A 22,846-nucleotide genomic window follows, 5' to 3' on the forward strand; every position below is an offset into this window, starting at 1 on the left:
GAGCGGTAAGTGAGAGCACAATGTCAAACAAACCCTTCTTTTATCAAGACCCTTTTCCCCTCAAAAAGGACGATACCGAGTACTACTTGTTGACCAGCGAACATGTTTCCGTCGCCGAATTTGAAGGACAAGAGATCCTGAAAGTCGCGCCGGAAGCGCTAACGCTGTTGGCGCGTCAGGCCTTCCACGATGCGTCTTTTATGTTACGTCCCGCGCATCAGCAGCAGGTGGCGGATATTCTGCGCGATCCGCAGGCCAGTGAAAACGACAAATATGTCGCGCTGCAATTCCTGCGAAACTCCGATATTGCGGCCAAGGGCGTGTTGCCCACCTGCCAGGATACCGGTACGGCCATTATTGTCGGCAAAAAAGGCCAACGCGTCTGGACTGGCGGAGGTGATGAAGCGGCGCTGGCTCGCGGCGTATATAACACCTATATCGAAGATAACCTGCGCTATTCGCAAAACGCGGCGCTGGATATGTACAAAGAGGTCAATACCGGTACTAATCTGCCGGCGCAGATCGATCTCTACAGCGTCGATGGCGATGAATATAAATTCCTCTGTATCGCTAAAGGCGGCGGATCGGCGAATAAAACCTACCTCTATCAGGAGACAAAAGCGCTTCTGACGCCGGGTAAGCTCAAAAATTATCTCGTTGATAAGATGCGTACGCTGGGCACCGCCGCTTGTCCGCCGTATCACATCGCGTTTGTCATTGGCGGCACCTCGGCGGAAGCGAACCTGAAGACCGTTAAGCTGGCCTCGGCAAAATACTATGATGCGCTACCGACCGAAGGCAATGAACACGGGCAGGCCTTCCGCGATATTGAGCTGGAAAAAGAATTGTTGTTTGAGGCGCAAAATCTTGGCTTAGGCGCGCAGTTCGGCGGCAAATATTTCGCTCACGATATTCGTGTCATCCGATTGCCGCGCCACGGGGCATCGTGTCCGGTAGGTATGGGCGTGTCCTGCTCCGCGGATCGAAACATTAAAGCGAAGATCAACCGGGACGGGATCTGGATCGAGAAGCTGGAGCGCAATCCCGGTAAATATATTCCTGAGGCGTTGCGCCAGGCGGGAGAGGGCGAGGCGGTGCGCGTTGATCTTAACCGTCCCATGAGCGAGATACTGCAACAACTGTCGCAGTATCCGGTATCAACGCGCCTGTCGCTGAACGGCACGATTATTGTGGGCCGCGACATCGCGCACGCTAAACTGAAAGAACGGATGGACAGAGGCGAAGGTTTGCCGCAGTACATCAAAGATCATCCTATCTATTATGCGGGGCCGGCAAAAACGCCGGAAGGGTACGCCTCCGGGTCGCTTGGGCCGACTACCGCAGGACGGATGGACTCTTATGTTGATCAGCTCCAGTCGCAGGGCGGCAGTATGATCATGCTGGCGAAAGGCAACCGCAGCCAGCAGGTGACCGATGCCTGTAAGAAACATGGCGGCTTCTACCTGGGCAGTATCGGCGGCCCGGCAGCCGTTCTGGCGCAGGGTAGTATCAAGCGCCTGGAGTGCGTGGAATATCCTGAACTGGGTATGGAGGCTATCTGGAAAATTGAAGTGGAGGATTTTCCGGCCTTCATTCTGGTGGATGATAAAGGTAACGATTTCTTCCAGCAGATTCAGTCATCGCAGTGCGCGCGCTGCGTTAAGTAATGTCGCCGCCCTGCGGGGCGGTAACATGATTCGCTATTTTGCCGGAGAACGGCGCAAGCGCCTTATCCGGTCTACACCGTTGTGTTGTTATCGTTAATACTCATAAGACCGCAAACATGTGAGCAATGTCGACACATGATCTCATCAACTTGAGTAAGGAGCAGGTAATGGTAACGGTACGCCGCGAGAAAGATTCAATGGGCGCGATTGAAGTCCCGGCAGATAAACTGTGGGGAGCGCAGACTCAACGTTCGCTGGAGCATTTTCGGATTTCCACGGAGAAAATGCCTGTCTCGCTCATTCACGCTCTGGCGTTGACCAAGCGCGCTGCTGCGAAGGTCAACCAGGACTTAGGGTTGTTGGCGGCGGAAAAAGCCAGCGCGATTATCCAGGCGGCTGATGAAGTGCTGGCGGGAAAACATGCTGATGAGTTTCCGCTGGCGATTTGGCAGACCGGGTCCGGTACGCAAAGCAACATGAATATGAATGAGGTGTTAGCGAACCGCGCCAGTGAGATTTTGGGCGGCGTTCGCGGTATGGAACGCAAGGTGCATCCCAATGATGACGTCAATAAGAGTCAAAGCTCAAACGATGTGTTCCCAACCGCCATGCACGTGGCGGCGTTACTGGCGTTACGCGAACACCTCATCCCGCAATTATCCGCATTAACGGATACGCTTCGCGATAAATCCCACGCTTTCGCCGATATTGTCAAAATTGGCCGTACTCACCTGCAGGACGCGACGCCGCTCACCTTAGGCCAGGAGATTTCCGGTTGGGTAGCCATGCTGGAACATAACCTCAGACACATTGAGCACAGTTTACCGCACGTCGCGGAACTGGCGCTCGGCGGAACCGCAGTAGGGACAGGGCTTAATACCCACCCGGAATATGCCCGGCGCGTGGCCGAGGAACTGGCGACGATTACCGCGGCGCCGTTTGTTACCGCCCCGAATAAATTCGAAGCGCTGGCGACCTGTGACGCGTTGGTACAGGCGCATGGCGCATTAAAAGGACTGGCGGCCTCGCTGATGAAAATCGCCAACGATGTTCGCTGGCTGGCGTCCGGCCCGCGCTGCGGCATTGGCGAGATTGCTATCCCGGAGAATGAGCCAGGCAGTTCCATTATGCCTGGTAAAGTGAACCCGACCCAGTGTGAAGCGGTAACGATGCTATGTTGCCAGGTAATGGGTAACGATGTGGCCATCAATATGGGGGGCGCATCGGGCAACTTTGAGCTCAACGTCTATCGTCCGATGGTTATTCATAATTTTCTGCAAACGGTGCGCCTGCTGGCCGATGGCATGGAGAGTTTTAATAAACACTGTGCGTCAGGAATCGAGCCAAACCGCGAGCGTATTACGCAGTTGCTGAATGAGTCGCTGATGCTGGTCACTGCGCTCAATACGCACATCGGTTACGATAAAGCGGCGGAGATTGCGAAGAAGGCGCATAAAGAAGGGCTGACGCTCAAAGCCTCAGCCGTGGCATTAGGATACCTTAGCGACGAGGAGTTCGACGCCTGGGTACGTCCGGAGTTGATGGTTGGCAGTATGACGCCGGGACGTTAATCCGCCACATACAGGTGCAGTCGCGGAATAATCAGTCGCAGCGGCTGCGCCTGTGGTTTAAAACGGTGCTGAATATTGTCGGCGTCATAGTTTTCCAGCCCGCCAATATCCGGCACGCCAGCGCCGTTGTCCGTGTTGATTAACGCGATAATCGGCGTGGGGCAGGCGTGTTGCACCTGTTTCTGCTGGCCTTTATACCAGATGCGGGCGATCGGCTGTACTTTAACCGGACGCTTAATCTTGAGTCGGGCCTGCTGTGGTAAGGCAGCGATATCCTGATATTCCCGTTCCAGCTTGAATTGCCATTGTTCGCGCGTCCACGGCGGGACGCTGCGCGGCGACGCGAGGCTTTTTTTCAACTGGCTCAGAACCTCATCCCGGCTTAAATTTTTAATAATATGTTTATTTGCCCAGCCGAAACGTATGGTGGCGGGGTTATTGATAAGCGTCAGCGTGCGGTAAGCGTTCAGCGTAATTAAGCCGGGGAGATGCCGATGCACCCACTCAAAACGTGCCGCTGAGGGAAGACCGGACTCTACCGTAACCATCTGCTCGAAGGTGGTTTTCAACTGGTTAATGCGCTGTATCTGATTTTCCAGATCTAACTGTATCGCATTATCCACTTGATAGCATAAGACGCCAGGCAGGCGGACGGCGGCTTTACTGCTGCGGTTTTCGGACTGCTGTTGAATAAACAAATGGCGATAGTGACGTAGCGCCAGCGCTTCGGCCTCTTTCCCCAGATGTTGCGTTACCTCGATAGTATCCAGCGGCGCATGTTCCGCCTCTTTGGTCACCTGCGGCAGTGAAAAGACACGGGCGATAAGTAGCGAATGCTGCTGTAGATTATCCGTCAGCGCCGCCAGGTGTTGTTCTATCTGGCGAAAAGTGCCATTCAGGCGTTCAACGAGATCGTAGCGGGACATGGTATCACTCACTTTAGTTACAACATACTATCTGTATAGCACAGTTCCCGCCGCTCAACCAGCGTGCAAAATGCGTCAGGCAGCGGTCATGTCGGGCATCGCGTGCCAGACCGGCCAGCGAAAGCTAAATTTTGCGCCGCCCAGTTCGCTCTCGTCACAGACGACGCTACCGCCCATCGCCAGGGCGATAGAGTGTACGATGGCGAGTCCAAGCCCGCAGCCGCCTGTCGCCCGGTCTCTACTGGGGTCGAGTCTGACAAAAGGTTCAAATATGCGCTCACGCGCATCCGCTTCAATGCCGGGGCCATCATCTTCGACTATCAGCGTTGCCTGACTGCCGTCGAGTAACAGACTGACCTGAACGGTGGTATGACTGTAGCGCAACGCATTATTCAGCAGGTTATCCAGCACTCGCGACATTAACCGCATATCAAGCGCGCCATAATCGCCGATTACACATGTGAGAAGGTTTACGGCGCGTTCCGGGGTCACGCTCTGCACATCCTGCAAATGCGCGAGCAACCAGGCGGGGAGGTCGGGTTCGGTCAACATCAGTTCATTTTGTGGTCGGTCAAGGCGCGCATAGGTGAGCAGTTCTTCAATCAGCGCTTCCAGTTGACCAATATCGCGATTGAGCGCCTGTGATTCCGGCGGTGTCAGATTTTCACTCATTTCAAGCCGATAGCGTAAACGTACCAGCGGCGTGCGAAGCTCATGGGCGATACCGTCAATCAGCTGTTTTTTACTGGCGATCAGGGCATTAATGTTATCCGCCATCTGGTTGAACGCGACGCCCAGACGTTCGAAACTGGAGCCATTATCGAAGTGCAGGCGTTCAGTCAAATGACCCTCGCCAAAGCGCTGCGCGGCGGATTCGAGCCTGAGCATTTCTTGCCAGTGCGGGCGCATCCAGATAAACACAGGAAAGGCGAGAGAAAAGGCAATGAGCGCCATTAAGGCGATATCCAGCAGTCGCATTTGATGCAGGAAATAGAGGTAGGGAACCGGGCCGACCGCCAGGACGTAATGGCTGCGTGGGATACGCTGAATAAAGGTGTATTGATCGTCAAGCGCGACAATATCGCCTTCACGCAGCCGCTGCGTGGTGGCGGCATCAAGCTTATAGTGATTTAACGGTTCAACGCGTAAATCGAAAGAGAGGTTCAGGTCCATCTCTTTTAACGTTTTCCCCCATTCACGCGGCGGAATTTCCCGCAGTTCGCTGCGCATCAGATAGAGCGAACTTTTCATCAGATCGTCGAGCGATTGTCTGCCCGCGCGTTCGGCGGTGAATTTGTACACCAGTCCGACCAATAAGGTCATGACCAGAAAACAGACGAACAGCAAAAGGTAAAACTGCACAAACAGCTTTTTCATCAACGCCACCGGATATCAACACATTAACTCTATCGCGGCGCTGGCGGAAAAGATTTCTCGTCAGCGCCGCTGGTGGGTTATAAAAGCAGGCTTTGCGTCAACTGACAACCTCATTGTCCGGCGTTAAGGTCCGGACTTTCGTGAACAATGCGTCCATCGACAAGCGTCAAAACAGCGCGAATGGTATCAATTCTGTCTTCGGGCATCGTCATAAATGGCTGATTGAGTACCGCCAGATCGGCCTGTTTTCCGACGCTAAGCTGGCCCCGGTGTTGTTCGGCAAAGGCGAGCCAGGCGGCATGACGTGTATATAACGCTAGCGCTTCCAGACGCGTGAGCCGCTCGCTGGCGGGTTTACGCACGGAACCGCCTGACGCTATACCGGTGATATGATATTCGATAGCGTGCCAGACACCGGCAATGCCAATACGCGTCGAATCGGTGCCGCCAGCCACGACAAGCCCTTTATCCAGCGCCAGTCGAACCGGCGGCGAATTGTCCGTCGCGCCGGGTGGATTGGCGTCACGGATGGCAAGCCCCTCAAAGTAAGGCCCCATTTGCACAGTGTATGCCAGACCCAGCTTACGCATTCGCTCAAGCGTCTGTGGCGAACCGGTATTCAGGTGCGCAATAGACCAGCGGAGAGGGCGCAGATCGTACTGCTGCGCTACCTGCTCAAAAATCGTCAATATCGCGTCGGCGCTGTCATCGGTATAGGCGTGGATCTCAAGCGGTATTCCCCGTTTTGCCGCAAACGTCGCGACCTGGCGAAGCGCGGTTTTGTCCTGTTCTGAGGAAGAAAACCCTGGGGCCATCCGCACGCCGTCATTCATTCCGGCCACCAGGCTTTCCCCCAGGCCAAGAAAAGCCAGTTGCCCGTCATCGGCACGCGCCGGGCGAAAGGCCATCAGGTTGCTGAACCACTGCGCTTCATGACCTTTCGCTTCTGGCTGTACCGGAATGCGATACCCCACGCGCAGCGGTAAATCCCCCTGGTTTCGCATTGCAAATAAAGGCTCATAAGCGGCGGCAGGCCCGGCAGAGGGGTCAATGATGCCGGTCACGCCGCGAGCGTTCATATCAGCGAAAAATTGCCGCAGACCACCCTCACGATCGGCGTTACTACTTATGCTGGCAAAAAGCTGATTGAACGCGGCGATGTCAGCAAATAATTTCCCCGTGGCGCTACCTTTTGCGTCGCGCTCTACGCGGATTCCCGCTAAATCAGGAGGAGGGGTGTCGTTAAGGCCAAGTACGTCTATACCGCGCTGATTCACTAACGCATAGTCGTACAGATACTGAATATAAGCCGGATGATCGGGAAGGGCGTGGCTCAATTCGGCTACCGTCGGCGCCCGGTTTTCTGCAAATTGCGCCGGTATCCACGATCCCACTACGGCTACCCATTGATCGTGGGGACGACGGTTAGCGTCGGCGCGTAATTTATCCAGCGCGTCTTTAAGCGAAGGGCTGTCGTACCAGTAGGTTTCGAATGTCCAGGTTTGTCCGCCGCGAATGGCGTGGATATGGGTATCGGTCAGGCCGGGTATCACGGTTTTACCCTGTAAATCGATGGTACGGGTATGGTCGCCGCGCCATTCATTTGTCGCCGTATCATCGCCAATCGCCACAATCCGCGAGCCGGAAATCGCCAGCGCGCTGGCCTGCGGCTGGGCATCATTCAGAGTGATGATATTACCGTTATGCAAAATAATATCCGCTGCCGGGCGGGCGGCGGTGGCTGCGCCTGTGGCCATGAGCAGAAAGAGAAGCGCGGTTCTGGAAAGCAGAGGCGGGACGAGACTGATCATTAGCATGTTCCTTTTGTCGGGCGATAAGCAAACCATAGAGAGCGAACAAGAATTGTTCAATCTGTGCCCAGGGAACAGTGCGTTCTGTTTTTAGAACGGTGGTAATGAAAAAAGAAAAGCCCGCCGAAACGGCGGGCTTGAGAAGAGTTAATGAATAATTAGAACTGGTAAACCATACCCAGCGCGACGATATCATCAGTGCTGATACCGGCATCTTTATAGAACGGGTCGTCGTCATCCAGCAGGTTGATTTTATAATCAACATAGGTGGAGAAGTTTTTGTTGAAATAGTAGGTAGCACCTACATCAGCATATTTAACCAGGTCTTTATCATCGCCATTAACGTTGTTATAGGTCAGATCTTTACCTTTAGACATCAGGAAAGAAACCGCCGGGCGCAGACCGAAATCAAATTGATATTGGGCTGTAACTTCGAAGTTTTGCGTTTTGTTTGCTACGCCGCCATCATAACCCTTGTCCGTTTTACCATAAGGCGTCATATTACGGGTTTCAGAATACATAGTCGCTAAATAGATGTTGTTGGCATCATATTTCAAGCCAGCTGTCCATGCATCCGCTTTGTCGCCGCCAGCAATCGTGCGGCCAGCAATCGTGCTGCTAGCATTGACTTGCTCATTAGTACGATCGGAAGTGGTATATGCAGCGCCTGCGCTGAAGCCCATACCAATATCATAGGTAGTAGAAATACCGAAGCCATCACCGTTATCGTAACGAATATCGTCGCTATCATTACGGTTATTGGTACCGATATTTACATCGTCAGCGCTTTGTCTTTCATTTTTACCCTGATATTGCAACGCGAAGTTCAGACCGTCTACCAGACCGAAGAAATCAGTGTTACGGTAGGTGGCCACGCCGTTAGCACGACCGGTCATGTAGTTGTCAGCGTAAGTATAGGAGTCGCCGCCGAACTCAGGCAGCATATCGGTCCAGCCTTCCACGTCGTACAGGACGCCGTAGTTACGACCATAGTCGAATGAGCCGTAGTCGCCGAATTTCAGGCCGGCGAATGCCAGACGAGTCCAGGAATTAGCGCCTTCGCCTTCGGTAGTGTTAGCCTGAACGTTATATTCCCACTGGCCGTAACCGGTCAGTTGGTCGTTAATCTGCGTTTCGCCTTTAAAGCCTACACGCATATAGGTCTGATCGCCATCTTTAGAAGAGTCATCAGAGAAATAGTGCAGGCCGTCTACTTTCCCGTAAAGGTCCAGTTTGTTGCCGTCTTTGTTATAAATTTCAGCGGCGTGTGCTGCGCCAGCAGCCAGCAGAGCCGGGATGACAAGTGCCAATACTTTTCTTTTCATTTTTTTATCCTTAAAAACTTAACTTATTTGCAAAAGATTGAACTTCTACAGATTCGTTGAATCAAAGGCATCCTAATCTGAATAATATTATTTCAGCAAATGCTAACTTTTCTTATATGTTATTAATTAATACAAAAGTTACTATCGGAAACGCATATATTTATGGTGAATATATTTGTTATTATATATTCATGGTTGTGATTTGTTTTATTTCACAATTTGCGAAAAAAGATGGCAATATAGCGGCGGGCAGACATTCTGTTATCAATTTTGTGAACTGGCTTCGAGTTTTTTTAATTTAATTTTCTTGAGCGAAAAAGACGTAATCATGAACCGCAACGCAGAGAAAACGGTAATAAAGGGGCTGTTCCGACTAATAAAAATAGCATCCATTTATACAATGTCTGTTTTTTGAACAGTGGCGGTGATGAGCATCGCCACTATGACTTGATAAAGGCAGGTAAAATCTGTCGGCTAACTTATCCCGTCGTTTCGTCCCAGGCATGAGGGGCAAAAAGATAGCCTTTATTGCGAATGGTCTTTATACGATAGGGCTCAGCAGCGCTATCCAGCAGTTTCTTACGCAGGCGGGAAATCGCCACATCCACGCTGCGATCCAGACCATCATAATTGACGCCGCGCAGCGTTTTTAGCAACGCGTCGCGATCCATAATTTGTCCGGCGTGTGTCGCCAGTTCCCAGAGCAATTCAAAATCGGCGGTGGAGAGCGATATGAAATCGCCATTGAGCTGGACCGCCCGGTTAAGGGGATCGATGGTTAACGCGCCAAAACGCAGCGCTTTATGCGGCGTAAGCGCGCTCTCCTGAAGACTTTTTGCCTGTTGCGTTTGTTCGCTTTGCCGCAGGTGTAAGCGCAGACGCGCCAGCAAAACGGCCGGAGGCGTGGTTTTGAGGATGTAGTCGCAGGCGCCCATCTCCAGCGCCAGAATATGATTCATATCACTGTCCAGCGAGGTGAGCAGGACAATCGGGCCTTGCCAGCGGTGGCGTAAATCGCGGCATATCGTCATGCCATCTTTACCTGGAAGCATAATATCCAGTAAAACCAGGTCGGGCTGAGTGGTGAGGATAAGATCCTCCGCCCGGTCACCACGCGGCTCAACAATGACATCAATATCATGTTTCGCCAGATAAGCGGCAATGAGAGAACCCACTTCAGCGTCGTCTTCAACAAATACAATGCGGTTCATATTATAAATGGAGAATAGAAAACGCCAACATACACCGCCTCTGTTTTCCCTTCCATAAATCTTTTCTAAACGAGAGCGGTTCCGTTATGCTACACGCTGTTGTTATTAGCGTGTTAAGGCAAGGTAATGGGACTCGTGATTAAAGCTGCCCTGGGGGCGCTGGTCGTCGTATTGATTGGTCTGCTGTCAAAAACGAAAAATTATTATATCGCCGGATTAATTCCTCTGTTTCCAACGTTTGCGCTTATCGCGCACTATATCGTGGCCAGCGAGCGGGGCATCGACGCGATGCGTACCACCATCGTCTTTAGCATGTGGTCGATCATTCCTTATTTCATTTATCTTGCAACGCTATGGTATTTCAGCGGCGTGATGCGCCTGCCCGTCGCGCTTGGCGGTGCGGTGGTCTGCTGGGGGCTAAGCGCGTGGCTGCTGATTTTTTGCTGGATTAAATGGCATTAGTATTGGCAAAGGCAGTGGTTTCCCCATCGTAATATCCGTATGTATTACGATGGGGTGGTCGTTAACCCACCAGCATCCACGTAGCCGGAACCGCTGCGACCAGCAATAAACCAATCAGCACGACTTCCTGACGATTTAACACGTTGTCATGCTTGTGCGTCCGACGCGCATACAGGAAAACCAGTAATCCAGGCGCGTACAGCACGACGGACAACAGCAGGTGCATGGGACCCGACGCATATAATAACCATAAGCCATAAATACAGGCTCCGATACCGACCGCCCGATGGAGGGGACGTGTTGCAATCTTCAGCAGAAATGCGCCGACCAGAAAGTAGGGCACCAGAATCATTTCTGACGCAATCGTCAATAGTGTGTTGTAGTCCGAACCGGTCAGCCAGATCAGCACCAGACAGATTTGCACACAGATATTGGTGAGCCATAACGACGCAGAAGGCGCGCCTTGCGCATTTTGTCGCGCGAAGATGCCCGGGAAGGATTTATAGGCTGCCGCCAGAAACGGCACCTCCGCCGCCATGATAGTCCAGCTTAGATAAGCCCCGCAGACAGACACAATCAGTCCCGCTGCAATAATAATTTCTCCCCACGGCCCCATCATTTTCACCATCAGACCGGCCATCGACGGGTTGCGCATCTCCGCCAGTTCCGGACGCGCAAGAACGCCAAGAGAAAGCAGCGTGACCAGGAGATATATTCCCAGCGCTGCGAGTACCGCCAGTAGCGTGGCGCGGCCTACATCGCGTTTATTTTTCGCTCGGGCCGAGACGACGACGGCGCCTTCAACGCCAATAAACACCCACAGCGTAATAAGCATGGTGTTCTTGACCTGTTCCCATACGGGAATACCGAGTTCAACACCAGTGAAGTCCAGTGTGAAGGTATCCAGTTTGAACATCATGATAGCCAGCACAATAAACGCGCCGAGCGGCAACAGTTTCGCCAGAGTCGCAACCAGATTGATGCTGGCTGCCGTTTGTACGCCGCGCAGGATGAGGAAATGGACAATCCAGAGCAGGACTGAAGCGCCGACAATAGCCTGCCAGGTATTACCGTCGCCAAACAGACGCAGGGCAGGCGTATCGGTAAAGAAACTCAGCGCTGAAAAAACGATAACCAAATAGGATACGTTGGCGATGACCGCGCACAGCCAATAGCCCCAGGCAGAACAAAAGCCAATCAGTTCGCCGAAGCCTTCGCGGGCGTAAGTAAAGATACCGCCGTCAAGCTCGGAGCGAATGCGCGTGAGGATTAACATGGCGAATGCCAGTAAGAGTATCCCCACGCCGGTAATGGCCCAGCCAATTAACAACGCAGCCGGACTGGCAACGGCGGCCATATTCTGGGGCAGGCTGAAAACACCTGCGCCAAGCATTGAGCTTAAAACCAGCGCGGTCAGCGCGCTCAGTCCCAGTTTTTTTTCCATTGGTATCCAGCTATAAAAATGAAATTGGAAGAATAATTATTATGGCAAAACGCATAAAAATGGTGAAAGCCACTAAGGCGCGGGATTTTACGGAGAGAAGGGACCGCATGCAACGGCCTGGATAAGATTTATCGCCAAAAAAGCGAAAAGTGAGATTCATCGCGATATTTGACGGAACTGGCATCCCGCGAGAAAGTGCCGGATGGCGGCTTATCAGGCCTGCCGTTGAACGATTGTGTAGGCCTGATAAGGCAGGTATGCCGCCATCCGGCGAGAAAGCCTGATGGCGACGCGCGCCTTATTTATAGAGGTCGGCGCTGATGGTGATGTTATTGCCGCGCTCCTGCCACTGACGCGTAATATGATAATACTTAGCGCCTTTCTTCGCCGCGCGTTTGGCGACCTGGTAGGAGATTTCTGTCATATTGCCGTAGTTGCCGGTGAACTTAACGCTGTCGAAAGGCACCATCATCGCAGCCGTCGCTTTATTCAGCTCCTCAACTTTTGTGCCATCCGGTAGTGTGACAGTGTAACGCCCGCCTTTGGAGGATTGCGTTTCGAAGAAACGGCCTACTTCGGCGCTCGGCGAGGCTGACGTGGCGACGCCTGGAATTTCGACTTTCTTCGCAGCTTCGCCGCCCTGAGCCAGCGCGGCGCGGCCAGCTTCAGAGTCTGCCGGAATAGCGTCCGGGCTCTGGACGATGCGTTTTTTCGCATCTTGTTTATAGATAAATGCAGTGATGCGCTGGTTTCCGCCCTGATTCGCATCTATCTGACGAACAATATAGAAAGCGTATGCGCCTTTTTGTTTCGCCGCTTTCGTAATGGCATCGTTAACTTCCGGCTGGCTACGGTAGAAGCCCTGAACGGTGACGGTGTCATACGGTTCTAATTGTACGGCCTGGTCTTTCGGTAATTCCACGATGCCATTAATGACACGATTTTTGGGCGCGTCGGCTTTCGGCGCGTCGGCTTTATACACGTCCGCCACAACACGCCAGTTACCACTGTTGCCGAACTCCGAGGTGTCGACAACATAGAAGGAGGCTGCGCCTTCTTTATCTGCGCGGCGGGACACGGCGGAGACCGCATCGCCAATAGCATTAAAACGACCGGTAATAACGATGCGGTCATAAGGTTTTAGTGCAGCCGCTTGCTCCGGCGTCAGTTCTGTTGCTGCATGGACAGAAAAAGCAGCCGCAGAAAGCAGAGCCGACGCCAGGAGAGTGTTCTTAAGCTTCATAAAAATAATCCTTCGCCTTGCGCAAACCAGGTACTGGTATTGTTATTGACTAGAAACGTGGCTGATTATTGCATTTAAACCATATGGATGTCTGCGGGATTTTTCACGCATCGTGTCATGTATCCTATCTTTGATGATAACATTTGCCGATATGTCGAAAAAAACGGCGTCCGGGCGGCTAAGCTAATGAAGCGCATAAATTTAATAAGTTAATTTAATGTTAATTTCTTGATCTCACCAGGGGTTTAATGATGTTTTGCTGTCAAATTTGAGCGAATTATCAGCCCTCGCAGGCCATTTTCAAGGCATTATGGCTGCTTAGCGGCTGAATCGTTCATGTTTTGCAAATTTGATAAAAAATTCTGTTTTTTGGCGCTAGATCACAGGCGTTATTTTCAGTAGGTTATAGAGAGTTTGTAACGGTTTTATTCTGCTGGGGTAACATTTACCTCAAACGCGGGCAGGCGTACGCTTCTCGCGCTTACTGACAAACCATCATCAAAAATACCGATGGAAGGGAACATTTATGCGAATTGGCATACCAAAAGAGCGGTTACCCAATGAAACCCGTGTCGCTGCGACGCCGAAAACGGTAGAGCAGCTACTGAAGCTGGGGTTTAGCGTCGCTATCGAAAGCGGGGCGGGTCAACTGGCAAGTTTTGACGACAAAGCGTTTGCGCAGGCTGGCGCGGATATTGTAGACGGCAATGCTATCTGGCAGTCGGAAATTATTCTCAAGGTTAATGCGCCTGAAGAAGATGAAATCGCTTTACTGAACCCCGGGACTACGCTGGTCAGTTTTATCTGGCCTGCGCAAAATCCTGGGTTAATGGAGAAACTTGCCGAACGTAAGGTCACGGTGATGGCGATGGACTCCGTGCCGCGTATTTCCCGCGCGCAGTCGCTCGACGCGTTAAGCTCAATGGCGAATATCGCGGGTTATCGCGCCATTGTAGAGGCCGCGCATGAATTTGGGCGCTTCTTTACCGGCCAAATCACCGCCGCCGGGAAAGTGCCGCCGGCGAAGGTGATGGTGATTGGCGCGGGCGTTGCCGGTCTTGCGGCTATCGGCGCGGCAAACAGCCTGGGGGCGATTGTCCGCGCGTTTGACACTCGTCCTGAAGTCAAAGAGCAGGTCCAGAGTATGGGGGCTGAGTTCCTCGAACTGGATTTTAAAGAGGAAGCCGGTAGCGGCGATGGTTACGCCAAAGTGATGTCCGAGGCGTTTATCAAAGCGGAAATGGCGCTCTTTGCCGCCCAGGCCAAAGAGGTCGATATCATCGTTACCACCGCGTTGATTCCGGGCAAACCAGCGCCGAAGCTGATTACCCGCGATATGGTCGATTCTATGAAGGCCGGCAGCGTGATTGTCGACCTGGCCGCGCAGAATGGCGGTAACTGCGAATATACCGTCGCCAATCAGGTTGTGACGACGGACAATGGCGTAAAAGTGATTGGCTACACCGATCTACCGGGGCGTTTGCCGACGCAGTCATCCCAGCTTTATGGCACCAACCTGGTTAACCTGCTGAAGCTGCTGTGCAAAGAGAAAGACGGCAATATTGACGTGGATTTTGACGATGTCGTGATCCGTGGCGTGACGGTGATTCGCGACGGCGACATTACCTGGCCTGCGCCGCCAATCCAGGTTTCCGCGCAGCCACAGGCCGCGCCTAAAGCAGCACCTGCACCAAAAGAGCCGGAAAAGCCCGCTTCACCCTGGCGGAAGTATGCGTTAATGGCGCTGGCGATCATTCTTTTTGGCTGGCTGGCCGATGTCGCGCCAAAAGAGTTCCTCGGCCATTTTACCGTGTTTGCGCTCGCCTGCGTGGTTGGTTATTACGTGGTGTGGAACGTGTCTCATGCGCTTCATACGCCATTAATGTCGGTGACCAACGCAATTTCAGGGATTATTGTTGTCGGGGCATTATTGCAAATTGGTCAGGGCGGCTGGGTCAGCTTCCTGAGCTTTATCGCGGTGCTTATCGCCAGCATTAATATTTTCGGTGGCTTCACCGTGACTCAGCGTATGCTGAAAATGTTCCGGAAAAACTAAGGGGTAACACATGTCTGGAGGATTAGTTACAGCTGCATACATTGTTGCCGCGATCCTGTTTATTTTCAGTCTTGCCGGGCTTTCAAAGCATGAAACGTCCCGCCAGGGGAATAACTTCGGTATTGCCGGGATGGCGATCGCGTTGCTGGCGACCATTTTCGGGCCGGATACCGGCAACGTGGCATGGATTCTGGTCGCCATGATTATTGGCGGCGCGATTGGCATCCGCATGGCGAAAAAAGTTGAGATGACCGAGATGCCGGAGCTGGTCGCGATTCTGCACAGTTTCGTGGGCCTGGCGGCGGTACTGGTTGGCTTTAACAGCTATCTGTACCATGACGCCAGTCTGGCGCCGGTGCTGGTGAATATCCATCTGACCGAAGTCTTCCTCGGTATCTTTATTGGCGCAGTCACTTTCACTGGATCGATCGTAGCGTTTGGTAAACTGCGCGGCAAAATCTCTTCTAAGCCGTTGATGTTGCCTAACCGTCACAAAATGAACCTGGCGGCGCTGGTTGTTTCTTTCCTGTTGCTGCTGGTTTTTGTTCGTACCGAAAGCGTGGGTCTACAGGTTCTGGCGCTGCTGCTGATGACCATTATCGCGCTGGCGTTTGGTTGGCATCTGGTCGCTTCTATCGGCGGGGCGGACATGCCGGTGGTTGTTTCAATGCTGAACTCCTATTCCGGTTGGGCTGCCGCGGCGGCTGGCTTCATGTTGAGCAACGATTTGCTGATTGTGACCGGCGCGCTGGTCGGTTCGTCAGGCGCGATCCTGTCTTACATTATGTGTAAAGCGATGAACCGCTCTTTCATCAGCGTTATTGCTGGTGGGTTCGGTACCGACGGCTCCTCAACGGGCGACGATCAGGAAGCTGGCGAACATCGCGAAATTACGGCGGAAGAGACCGCTGAGATGCTGAAAAACTCCCACTCCGTCATTATTACGCCGGGGTACGGGATGGCGGTGGCGCAGGCGCAGTATCCGGTGGCGGAAATCACCGAAAAACTGCGTGCACGCGGTATCAACGTGCGTTTCGGCATTCATCCGGTGGCGGGTCGCCTGCCGGGGCATATGAACGTGCTGTTGGCGGAGGCGAAAGTGCCTTATGACATCGTGCTGGAAATGGACGAGATCAACGATGATTTCGCCGATACCGATACCGTGCTGGTGATTGGCGCGAACGATACGGTGAACCCGGCGGCGCAAGACGATCCCCGCAGCCCGATCGCCGGTATGCCGGTTCTCGAAGTGTGGAAAGCACAGAATGTCGTGGTCTTTAAGCGTTCAATGAATACCGGTTATGCTGGTGTGCAGAACCCACTGTTCTTTAAAGAGAATACGCAAATGCTGTTTGGCGATGCCAAAGCCAGCGTGGATGCAATTCTGAAAGCGCTTTAATCTTTTAAACGTGCGGCGGCCTCTTCGGAGGCCGTTTTTATAAACTTCATCCTTTAAGCTGCCTCTTTGTTGGCTGCGCTCAGAAACCCCGGTCACATCGTTATCTATGCTCCCGGGGATTTCTTCCCTTGCCGACGCGATGCATCTTGAATGATTTTGTGTATGTATTGCATTTTATCTTTTGTTTAAATCGCTAAGCAGAACGGCGATACTCTGCCCGCCGGTGGTCTGTTCGAGGGCGATTTTGACAATGATGGTTAACGGAACGGAGAGCAACATGCCCACCGGACCTAATAGCCAGCCCCAGAAAATTAACGACAAAAATACCACTAAGGTTGAAAGGCCTAAACCACGTCCCATGATACGTGGCTCAAGGATATTGCCGAAGACCAGATTAATCAGCAGATAGCCTGCCAGCACCAGCAGCGCATCATAAAACCCGTTAAATACCAGCACCTGAATAATGGGCGGCAGGGCAGCGAGCACAGATCCAATATTAGGGATATAGTTCAGCGCGAAGGCCAGTAGACCCCAGACAAAGGCGAAGCGAACATCCAGCGCGGCCAGCATTCCCCATGCGACCAGCCCCGTCACGATACTGATCGCTGTTTTTAACACCAGATAATGGGAAACGCTATCAAGCGCGCGTTGAATTGCCGCCATGCCTTCCGCCGGACGGCTCATCATCTGCTGCAGTTTTTCAGGCAATTGTGGAACCTCCAGCAGCATAAATACCACGGTCAATAACAATAAAAAGATGGACGACATGGCATTGGACAGTTGGGTGAGCAGGTTCGTTACCAGAGTCATGGCGGCGTTTGGATCGATATATTTCGCCAGCTCATCAACCGACACGCCAATGCCTGCTCGCTGTAACCACGGTTCAATACGTTGCAACGGTATCACCAATGAGGAGCGATATTGCGGTAGGGTACGAGCCAGTTCATTTAATGATGTCCCCAAATAGGCCAGTAGCAGTACCATTAACATAACAATAATCACAATGAGCAATGATACGGCGATAACGCGCGGAATTCGGCATCGGGTCATCCGTTGCACAACGGGATTGAGAACGACTGCAATAAATAACGCCAAAATAAAGGGAACAATGATATCTGCGGCGAAGCGGATACCGCTCAGAATAACTACCAGCATTCCCAGCATAATGACGATTTTTAGACCATTGAGCGTGATGATCGGTTTTGCCATATCAGTCCCTGTTTTCTGATGCCGACACGAATAATAATGTGATGTCGGTCGACCTGTTCTGGTTAAAATCAAACACTTCAGGTAAAGAAGTGAAAATATTTTGAGTTAATTCCTGGCTTATGATACAAATCAGGCGTGTTCAACTACCGAGGACAATTATCATCCGCGATGACGAGAAGCAACACTGCGGATAATTGTAATATTATGGACAATATGTTCAGCGCTTTTTTCTCCACGCAAACGCATCTTCACTCTACCTCCTTTTTCCTGCTTATCGGCGAGCAGCACTGGCGTAACGCACTTTAGTCTCTCACTTCTGCCTGAGCTGGCGCAATGCGCTGTGCTAACTGATTTTATTTTTTAGTTTGCTGCGTGCAGCAGACTCGAAAGAGTATATTCTCATGCAGGAGAAGTGTCATGTTTTACTGGATTTTATTAGCTCTGGCTATCGCGACTGAAATTACCGGCACGCTCTCAATGAAATGGGCTAGCGTGGGTAATGGCAATGCGGGTTTTATTTTAATGCTGGTGATGATCACGCTGTCATATATATTTCTTTCTTTTGCGGTAAAAAAGATTGCCCTGGGTGTAGCGTATGCCTTATGGGAAGGGATCGGCATTTTATTTATTACCATTTTTAGCGTGCTGCTATTTGATGAAGCATTATCAACCATGAAGATTGCCGGCTTGCTGACGCTGGTCGCCGGCATCGTATTGATCAAATCAGGGACGCGTAAACCCGGCAAACCGGTGAAGGAGGCGGCTCGTGCAACAATTTGAATGGATACACGGCGCCTGGCTTGGGCTGGCAATAATGCTGGAAATCGCGGCTAACGTACTGTTGAAATTTTCGGACGGCTTTCGCCGTAAATGCTATGGCATCTTATCGCTTGCCGCTGTTCTGGCCGCCTTCAGCGCGCTTTCCCAGGCGGTTAAAGGGATAGACCTGTCGGTGGCGTATGCGCTATGGGGCGGTTTTGGTATTGCCGCCACGCTGGCGGCGGGCTGGGTGCTCTTCGGCCAGCGCTTAAATCCCAAAGGCTGGGTTGGCGTGATATTGCTGCTCGCCGGAATGGTCATGATCAAATTTGCCTGAGACGATCGCTGCCGGTCAGGCAGCGATTCCCGCATTAATCCTGCGCCAGAGCTTTCAGCTTATCGCGAAAGCCGGTGACGGATATGGCGCGGTTATCGGCGCGCCAGCGATCTTTAGCCGCAGGGGCGGAGCTTTGTACGCCAATAAGCTGCCATCCGCTATCCGTGTGCAATAAGAGCGGCGAGCCGCTGTCGCCAGGTAACGTGTCGCACTGGTGTGAGAGTACGGCATTCTGCGCCCAGCCGGTCACGACGCAATCCTGATGGGAATAGAGCGCATTCAGATGATCTTCCGGATAACCAGACTGCGTGACTTTTCGGTCTGCGGCTTTCAACGCCGCAGTGAGCGCCGCTTTATCGCCGGTAAATAAAGGCACTGGCGTGATACCGGAAGGTGGGTAGCGCAATATTATCAGACCAAAATCCCAGCTTGCCGCGGCAGGCGGCACAATCCAGCCATCGCCATCCGCTTTCAGGCGTCGGCCCAGCGACGGTTCAACGCGGCCTTCAATGCCGTGGATTTCATAGCGCCATACTCCTTTTCGCGCCACAAAACGCAGCGCAACCGCCTTGTCTGGTTTTCCTTTCGGTGGCGTTAGCAGGCAGTGACCTGCTGTCAGGGCGATATGCGGGGAGATAAGTGTTGCCGTACACAAATTACCGCTGGCGGTCTCTAGTTGCCCGATGGCATCCCACGGCGATTGGGTAGGATCGGCGACGGGCACCCGATCGTCATGGTTAAAAAAAAGCGTTTTGACGTCGCTGGCATCCGTGGCGTCTGTTTCAGCCCCCCTGGCTTTCGCCATAACCGGTAAAAAACACACTATGCCCAGTAATACAGCAATGGTTTTATGCATATCACACTCTGGTGGGTAATTATGATTATTAACAACAAACCCTCAGTACTACTATAGACGTGACGGTAAGAAAGTGGGAGTAAAATCAGATAACTACACTCAGGAAAGATAGAAATGCGTGGCAATAACGGCGCATAAAATAAGCACGATAAGAATGAGCTCAAAGCGGTAGCGAGACACTTTTTTGCCCTCCCGGAAGGCGGCGCTAAACCAGAACAATTTAGCGCCGTAAAAACGGGCGCGGGGGCGCGCCGCAGCATGTTACGACTTACGCAGCCGGTTGAGTAGTTGGTTTTGACGTGGTTTTGGCTGGCGCTTTACCACCTTTTTTCTGGTGCTTTTTAGCCGCCTGCGCTTTTTGCTCAACGGTTTTCTTATGCTGCTTTTTGTGGTGCTGGGTGGTCTGGGTTGTTTTGGCAGGCGTTGCGGTTTTCGCAGGCGTTGCAGTCTCAGCCGCGAATGCTGCGGAAGAGAGACCCATTGCAGCGGCAACAACCAGAGCTAATACTTTTTTCATTTTGATACCCTCGATTTGGTTTTCATTCAACCCCACTGCGGGGCCGGTGAAATGACTATATCGCTGTTATCAAAAGGCTTCCGTGAGTGATTGGTTTCGGCATGTAACGCTATGTACAATCCCCCGGTAACGCGATGTCAGCCCCCACCATAATAGGTAGCTTTACGTTACCGGCCGTTATTTTTGGTCGCAGAGTCGGTAATATTCGCTCTCCAGAATAACAAGTACACCGTATATGAATCCGATAATCTGGGTGGTATTTACGCTTCTGGCGCTGGATGCAATCAGAGAAGTCATGGGAGTATCAAGCTTGACAGGTCTGTGGTAAACAGTGAGTCGTGGCGTGAAACCAGCCCGGCGATAGCGCACGTTGCTATCGCCGGATTATTTCTTTTCAGGCGTGAAGACGATGATGTAACCGCGTCCCGACCATGATGGCCAGCACCAGCATTAGCGCGATAAAACCGCCTACGCCGTTCCAGCCGTAACTATGCCAGAATACGCCGCCTAGCGTCCCGGCGATACTGGACCCCAGATAATAGCTGAAAAGATAAAGTGACGAGGCCTGTCCCTTCGCCCGGCGCGCACGCGGGCCAATCCAACTACTGGCCACGGAGTGCGCGGCGAAAAAGCCGGCGGAAAAAAGCAGCATCCCGGCAAAAATCAGCCAAAGCGAGGTAAAAAGCGTCAGTAAAAGCCCGCCCAGCATTACTGCGATAGAGAACAGCATCACCGGCCCCCGGCCATAGCGTGAGGTCATTGCGCCAGCTTTCGGCGAGCTCCACGTGCCGGTGAGATAGGCTACGGATAACAGTCCGACCACGGCCTGGCTTAATTCCCAGGGGGAGAGCATCAGGCGATAACCAATGTAGTTAAACAGGGTGACGAACGCGCCCATCAGTAAAAAACCTTCTGCAAACAGCAGAGGTAACCCCCGATCGCGCCAGTGGAGACGGAAATTAATAAATAGCGTTTTAGGCCGTAGCGACGTGGGACGGAAATGTTGCGAGGCGGGTAAAATCTTCCAGAACATCAGCGCGGACGCCAGCGCAAAGCATCCGATGGCCGCCAGCGCGATGCGCCAGTTAAAAAAGTCGGTCATGACGCCGCTTAATAAACGCCCGCTCATCCCGCCGATGGAATTACCGCTAATATAGAGCCCCATGGAGAAAGCGACAAAGCTGGGATGGATTTCTTCGCTCAGGTAGGTCATTCCCACCGCGGCGACGCCGCTTAACGACAGACCGATCAGCGCACGCATAATCAGAATACCATGCCAGCTGGTCATCATGGTTGATAACAATGTGCAGCAGGAGGCTAATAACAAGGCGGTGACCATCACCGGTTTACGGCCTATCGCATCAGAAAGCGGGCCGGTAAAAAGTAAGCCGATAGCCAGCATGGCGGTAGAAATAGAAAGTGAAACGCTGCTGCTGGCGGGGGAGACGCCAAACTCCTGGGAAAGTACCGGTAGTATAGGCTGAATGCAATAAAGGAGCGCGAAAGTCGCCAGGCCCGCGGAAAAAAGGGCCAGCGTGACGCGCATGAAAGGCGCTGTACCGCGTTTAATAAATTGAACCGGCTGAGAATGGCATTGTTCATCGATATCGCTCGCCGTGGCGTCATCGAGAATAGTTGTACGACTCACGTTAAATCCTTGCTTTACATCTCCGTCAACAGGAGACGGGTATAACCGACATGTAAAGCATAGAAAAAGCAAAATATTCTGTCTAATATATTAATTGTCTCAAATAAGACGTTAAAAATATGAATATCGAATTACGTCATTTACGTTACTTTGTGGCGGTAGCAGAAGAGCTGCATTTTGGTCGCGCCGCCGCGCGCCTCAATATCTCGCAGCCGCCGCTGAGTCAGCAGATACAAATTCTGGAGCAGCAGGTCGGCGCGCGATTACTGGCGCGGACCAACCGCAGCGTAGCGTTAACCGCCGCCGGGCGACAGTTTCTGGTGGATAGCCGACACATCCTGAGTCTGGTAAACGACGCCGCCGCTCGCGCCGAGCGGCTGCATCAGGGCGAAGCGGGCGAAATCCGTATTGGCTTTACGTCTTCAGCGCCTTTTATTCGGGCGGTATCGCATACCTTTTCGTTGTTCCGCCAGTCCTATCCGGGAGTGCATATGCAAACGCGTGAAATGAATACGCGTGAGCAAATCGCGCCGCTCAACGAAGGCGTACTGGATATTGGCTTGCTGCGGAATACGCCGCTGCCCGACACACTTAATCGCGAGGTGATTTTGCATGAGCCGCTTATGGCCATGATCCCGCGCGAACATCGGCTGGCGCAAAAGCCGGTCGTCAGTCTGACAGAACTGGCGGAAGAACCTTTCGTCTTTTTCGATCCGCATGTCGGGACGGGCCTCTACGACGATATTCTCGGCCTGATGCGGCGCTATAACCTGTCGCCGACCATCACGCAGGAGGTTGGCGAGGCAATGACCATTATCGGTCTGGTAGCGGCGGGACTGGGTGTCTCGATTCTGCCGGCATCCTTTAAGCGTGTACAGATGAGCGAGATGCGCTGGGTTCCCCTGGCGGAAGAGGACGCCGTATCTGAAATGTGGCTGGTATGGCCAAAGCATCATGAACAGAGTCATGCCGTACAGCGGTTTTGCCAACTGCTATTACTGGCTGCCCGACGGGATTAATTACGCTTA

Annotated in this window: 20 protein-coding genes; 9 read left to right on the forward strand and 11 right to left on the reverse strand. The window is 52.5% G+C overall.

Translation table 11 applies throughout. The annotated features are described in order from the left end of the window. Positions 1-20: 20 nt before the first annotated feature. Together fumB and fumC are read left to right on the forward strand one after the other, a co-directional pair. Positions 21-1,667 (forward strand): class I fumarate hydratase, encoded by a 1,647-nt coding sequence (gene fumB, locus ACH0WD_RS01710; protein ID WP_000066597.1) that lies wholly within the window; start codon positions 21-23, stop codon positions 1,665-1,667. 167 nt (positions 1,668-1,834) lie between these two features. Further along, entirely contained in the window at positions 1,835-3,238 is a 1,404-nt protein-coding gene (gene fumC / locus ACH0WD_RS01715; RefSeq protein WP_000259121.1) for a class II fumarate hydratase, read from the forward strand. Here fumC and tus read toward each other — a convergent pair. The 5 genes from tus to rstA form a co-directional block, all read right to left on the reverse strand. Then, positions 3,235-4,164, reverse strand: coding sequence for a DNA replication terminus site-binding protein (gene tus / locus ACH0WD_RS01720; protein ID WP_000092487.1), 930 nt, complete (start codon positions 4,162-4,164; stop codon positions 3,235-3,237). The two genes, fumC and tus, sit on opposite strands and share 4 nt — an antisense overlap. Before the next feature lie 75 nt (positions 4,165-4,239). Next, the gene (gene rstB, locus ACH0WD_RS01725) at positions 4,240-5,541 is read right to left on the reverse strand and encodes a two-component system sensor histidine kinase RstB (RefSeq protein ID WP_000732942.1); all 1,302 of its coding nucleotides are present in this window, start codon (positions 5,539-5,541) and stop codon (positions 4,240-4,242) included. Between the two features lie 110 nt (positions 5,542-5,651). After that, positions 5,652-7,358, reverse strand: a complete 1,707-nt coding sequence (locus tag ACH0WD_RS01730; RefSeq protein WP_000928661.1) for an amidohydrolase — start codon at positions 7,356-7,358, stop codon at positions 5,652-5,654. Positions 7,359-7,510: 152 nt separating this feature from the next. Continuing rightward, positions 7,511-8,677 carry a porin OmpS2 gene (ompS2, locus tag ACH0WD_RS01735; protein ID WP_000824318.1) on the reverse strand — a complete coding sequence of 389 codons (1,167 nt, stop codon included), beginning with the start codon at positions 8,675-8,677 and terminating at the stop codon, positions 7,511-7,513. 479 nt (positions 8,678-9,156) lie between these two features. Beyond that, positions 9,157-9,888, reverse strand: a complete 732-nt coding sequence (gene rstA, locus ACH0WD_RS01740) for a two-component system response regulator RstA (RefSeq protein WP_001080048.1) — start codon at positions 9,886-9,888, stop codon at positions 9,157-9,159. Between the two features lie 126 nt (positions 9,889-10,014). Between rstA and ACH0WD_RS01745 the strand changes: the two genes are divergently transcribed. Continuing rightward, entirely contained in the window at positions 10,015-10,350 is a 336-nt protein-coding gene (locus tag ACH0WD_RS01745; protein ID WP_000524877.1) for a GlpM family protein, read from the forward strand. Between the two features lie 61 nt (positions 10,351-10,411). Here ACH0WD_RS01745 and ACH0WD_RS01750 read toward each other — a convergent pair whose 3' ends face one another. Both ACH0WD_RS01750 and ydgH read right to left on the reverse strand, forming a co-directional pair. Then, positions 10,412-11,794, reverse strand: a complete 1,383-nt coding sequence (locus ACH0WD_RS01750) for an amino acid permease (protein WP_000412353.1) — start codon at positions 11,792-11,794, stop codon at positions 10,412-10,414. Between the two features lie 298 nt (positions 11,795-12,092). Then, positions 12,093-13,037 (reverse strand): DUF1471 family protein YdgH, encoded by a 945-nt coding sequence (gene ydgH, locus ACH0WD_RS01755; protein WP_000769294.1) that lies wholly within the window; start codon positions 13,035-13,037, stop codon positions 12,093-12,095. A gap of 526 nt (positions 13,038-13,563) precedes the next feature. Here ydgH and pntA point away from each other — a divergent pair. Next, entirely contained in the window at positions 13,564-15,093 is a 1,530-nt protein-coding gene (pntA, locus tag ACH0WD_RS01760) for a Re/Si-specific NAD(P)(+) transhydrogenase subunit alpha (protein ID WP_001219354.1), read from the forward strand. A gap of 10 nt (positions 15,094-15,103) precedes the next feature. Further along, positions 15,104-16,492, forward strand: coding sequence for a Re/Si-specific NAD(P)(+) transhydrogenase subunit beta (gene pntB, locus ACH0WD_RS01765; RefSeq protein ID WP_000014056.1), 1,389 nt, complete (start codon positions 15,104-15,106; stop codon positions 16,490-16,492). A gap of 174 nt (positions 16,493-16,666) precedes the next feature. Here the strand turns inward: pntB and ACH0WD_RS01770 are convergent, their stop codons facing one another. Beyond that, positions 16,667-17,701 carry an AI-2E family transporter gene (locus ACH0WD_RS01770; protein ID WP_001118267.1) on the reverse strand — a complete coding sequence of 345 codons (1,035 nt, stop codon included), beginning with the start codon at positions 17,699-17,701 and terminating at the stop codon, positions 16,667-16,669. Positions 17,702-18,118: 417 nt separating this feature from the next. On the opposite strand from ACH0WD_RS01770, the gene mdtJ reads away from it, so the two are divergent. Together mdtJ and mdtI are read left to right on the forward strand one after the other, a co-directional pair. Then, positions 18,119-18,481: a multidrug/spermidine efflux SMR transporter subunit MdtJ gene (gene mdtJ / locus ACH0WD_RS01775; protein WP_000500277.1), complete on the forward strand. Its 363-nt coding sequence runs from the start codon at positions 18,119-18,121 to the stop codon at positions 18,479-18,481. Further along, positions 18,468-18,797, forward strand: a complete 330-nt coding sequence (mdtI, locus tag ACH0WD_RS01780; RefSeq protein WP_001183821.1) for a multidrug/spermidine efflux SMR transporter subunit MdtI — start codon at positions 18,468-18,470, stop codon at positions 18,795-18,797. The genes mdtJ and mdtI overlap by 14 nt, the downstream gene beginning before the upstream one ends. A 34-nt stretch (positions 18,798-18,831) precedes the next feature. Here mdtI and ACH0WD_RS01785 read toward each other — a convergent pair whose 3' ends face one another. Further along, a complete protein-coding gene (locus ACH0WD_RS01785) occupies positions 18,832-19,653 on the reverse strand; it encodes a serine protease (RefSeq protein ID WP_000549647.1) in 822 nt (273 codons plus the stop codon). A gap of 268 nt (positions 19,654-19,921) precedes the next feature. Beyond that, on the reverse strand, positions 19,922-20,170 hold the full coding sequence (gene asr / locus ACH0WD_RS01790) for an acid resistance repetitive basic protein Asr (protein WP_000756317.1): 249 nt from the start codon (positions 20,168-20,170) through the stop codon (positions 19,922-19,924). Between the two features lie 235 nt (positions 20,171-20,405). On the opposite strand from asr, the gene ACH0WD_RS01795 reads away from it, so the two are divergent. Then, the gene (locus ACH0WD_RS01795; protein ID WP_001068154.1) at positions 20,406-20,498 is read left to right on the forward strand and encodes a KPN_01571 family protein; all 93 of its coding nucleotides are present in this window, start codon (positions 20,406-20,408) and stop codon (positions 20,496-20,498) included. Positions 20,499-20,564: 66 nt separating this feature from the next. Here the strand turns inward: ACH0WD_RS01795 and ACH0WD_RS01800 are convergent, their stop codons facing one another. Then, complete coding sequence (locus ACH0WD_RS01800) at positions 20,565-21,818, reverse strand: MFS transporter (protein ID WP_000091785.1); 1,254 nt, start codon at positions 21,816-21,818, stop codon at positions 20,565-20,567. A gap of 119 nt (positions 21,819-21,937) precedes the next feature. Between ACH0WD_RS01800 and ACH0WD_RS01805 the strand changes: the two genes are divergently transcribed. Next, positions 21,938-22,837, forward strand: coding sequence for a LysR family transcriptional regulator (locus tag ACH0WD_RS01805; protein ID WP_001019577.1), 900 nt, complete (start codon positions 21,938-21,940; stop codon positions 22,835-22,837). The last annotated feature ends 9 nt before the right edge of the window (positions 22,838-22,846 follow it).

Source organism: Salmonella sp. 2020_1395 (assembly GCF_043848115.1).
Lineage (GTDB): Bacteria > Pseudomonadota > Gammaproteobacteria > Enterobacterales > Enterobacteriaceae > Salmonella > Salmonella enterica.

What these genes read in the sequence shown, in the direction of transcription:
- fumB (WP_000066597.1), top strand. Translation starts at nt 21, where the DNA reads ATGTCAAACAAACCCTTCTTTTATCAAGACCCTTTTCCCCTCAAAAAG.
- fumC (WP_000259121.1), top strand. Translation starts at nt 1,835, where the DNA reads ATGGTAACGGTACGCCGCGAGAAAGATTCAATGGGCGCGATTGAAGTC.
- tus (WP_000092487.1), bottom strand. Translation starts at nt 4,164, where the DNA reads ATGTCCCGCTACGATCTCGTTGAACGCCTGAATGGCACTTTTCGCCAG.
- rstB (WP_000732942.1), bottom strand. Translation starts at nt 5,541, where the DNA reads ATGAAAAAGCTGTTTGTGCAGTTTTACCTTTTGCTGTTCGTCTGTTTT.
- ACH0WD_RS01730 (WP_000928661.1), bottom strand. Translation starts at nt 7,358, where the DNA reads ATGCTAATGATCAGTCTCGTCCCGCCTCTGCTTTCCAGAACCGCGCTT.
- ompS2 (WP_000824318.1), bottom strand. Translation starts at nt 8,677, where the DNA reads ATGAAAAGAAAAGTATTGGCACTTGTCATCCCGGCTCTGCTGGCTGCT.
- rstA (WP_001080048.1), bottom strand. Translation starts at nt 9,888, where the DNA reads ATGAACCGCATTGTATTTGTTGAAGACGACGCTGAAGTGGGTTCTCTC.
- ACH0WD_RS01745 (WP_000524877.1), top strand. Translation starts at nt 10,015, where the DNA reads ATGGGACTCGTGATTAAAGCTGCCCTGGGGGCGCTGGTCGTCGTATTG.
- ACH0WD_RS01750 (WP_000412353.1), bottom strand. Translation starts at nt 11,794, where the DNA reads ATGGAAAAAAAACTGGGACTGAGCGCGCTGACCGCGCTGGTTTTAAGC.
- ydgH (WP_000769294.1), bottom strand. Translation starts at nt 13,037, where the DNA reads ATGAAGCTTAAGAACACTCTCCTGGCGTCGGCTCTGCTTTCTGCGGCT.
- pntA (WP_001219354.1), top strand. Translation starts at nt 13,564, where the DNA reads ATGCGAATTGGCATACCAAAAGAGCGGTTACCCAATGAAACCCGTGTC.
- pntB (WP_000014056.1), top strand. Translation starts at nt 15,104, where the DNA reads ATGTCTGGAGGATTAGTTACAGCTGCATACATTGTTGCCGCGATCCTG.
- ACH0WD_RS01770 (WP_001118267.1), bottom strand. Translation starts at nt 17,701, where the DNA reads ATGGCAAAACCGATCATCACGCTCAATGGTCTAAAAATCGTCATTATG.
- mdtJ (WP_000500277.1), top strand. Translation starts at nt 18,119, where the DNA reads ATGTTTTACTGGATTTTATTAGCTCTGGCTATCGCGACTGAAATTACC.
- ACH0WD_RS01785 (WP_000549647.1), bottom strand. Translation starts at nt 19,653, where the DNA reads ATGCATAAAACCATTGCTGTATTACTGGGCATAGTGTGTTTTTTACCG.
- asr (WP_000756317.1), bottom strand. Translation starts at nt 20,170, where the DNA reads ATGAAAAAAGTATTAGCTCTGGTTGTTGCCGCTGCAATGGGTCTCTCT.
- ACH0WD_RS01795 (WP_001068154.1), top strand. Translation starts at nt 20,406, where the DNA reads ATGAATCCGATAATCTGGGTGGTATTTACGCTTCTGGCGCTGGATGCA.
- ACH0WD_RS01805 (WP_001019577.1), top strand. Translation starts at nt 21,938, where the DNA reads ATGAATATCGAATTACGTCATTTACGTTACTTTGTGGCGGTAGCAGAA.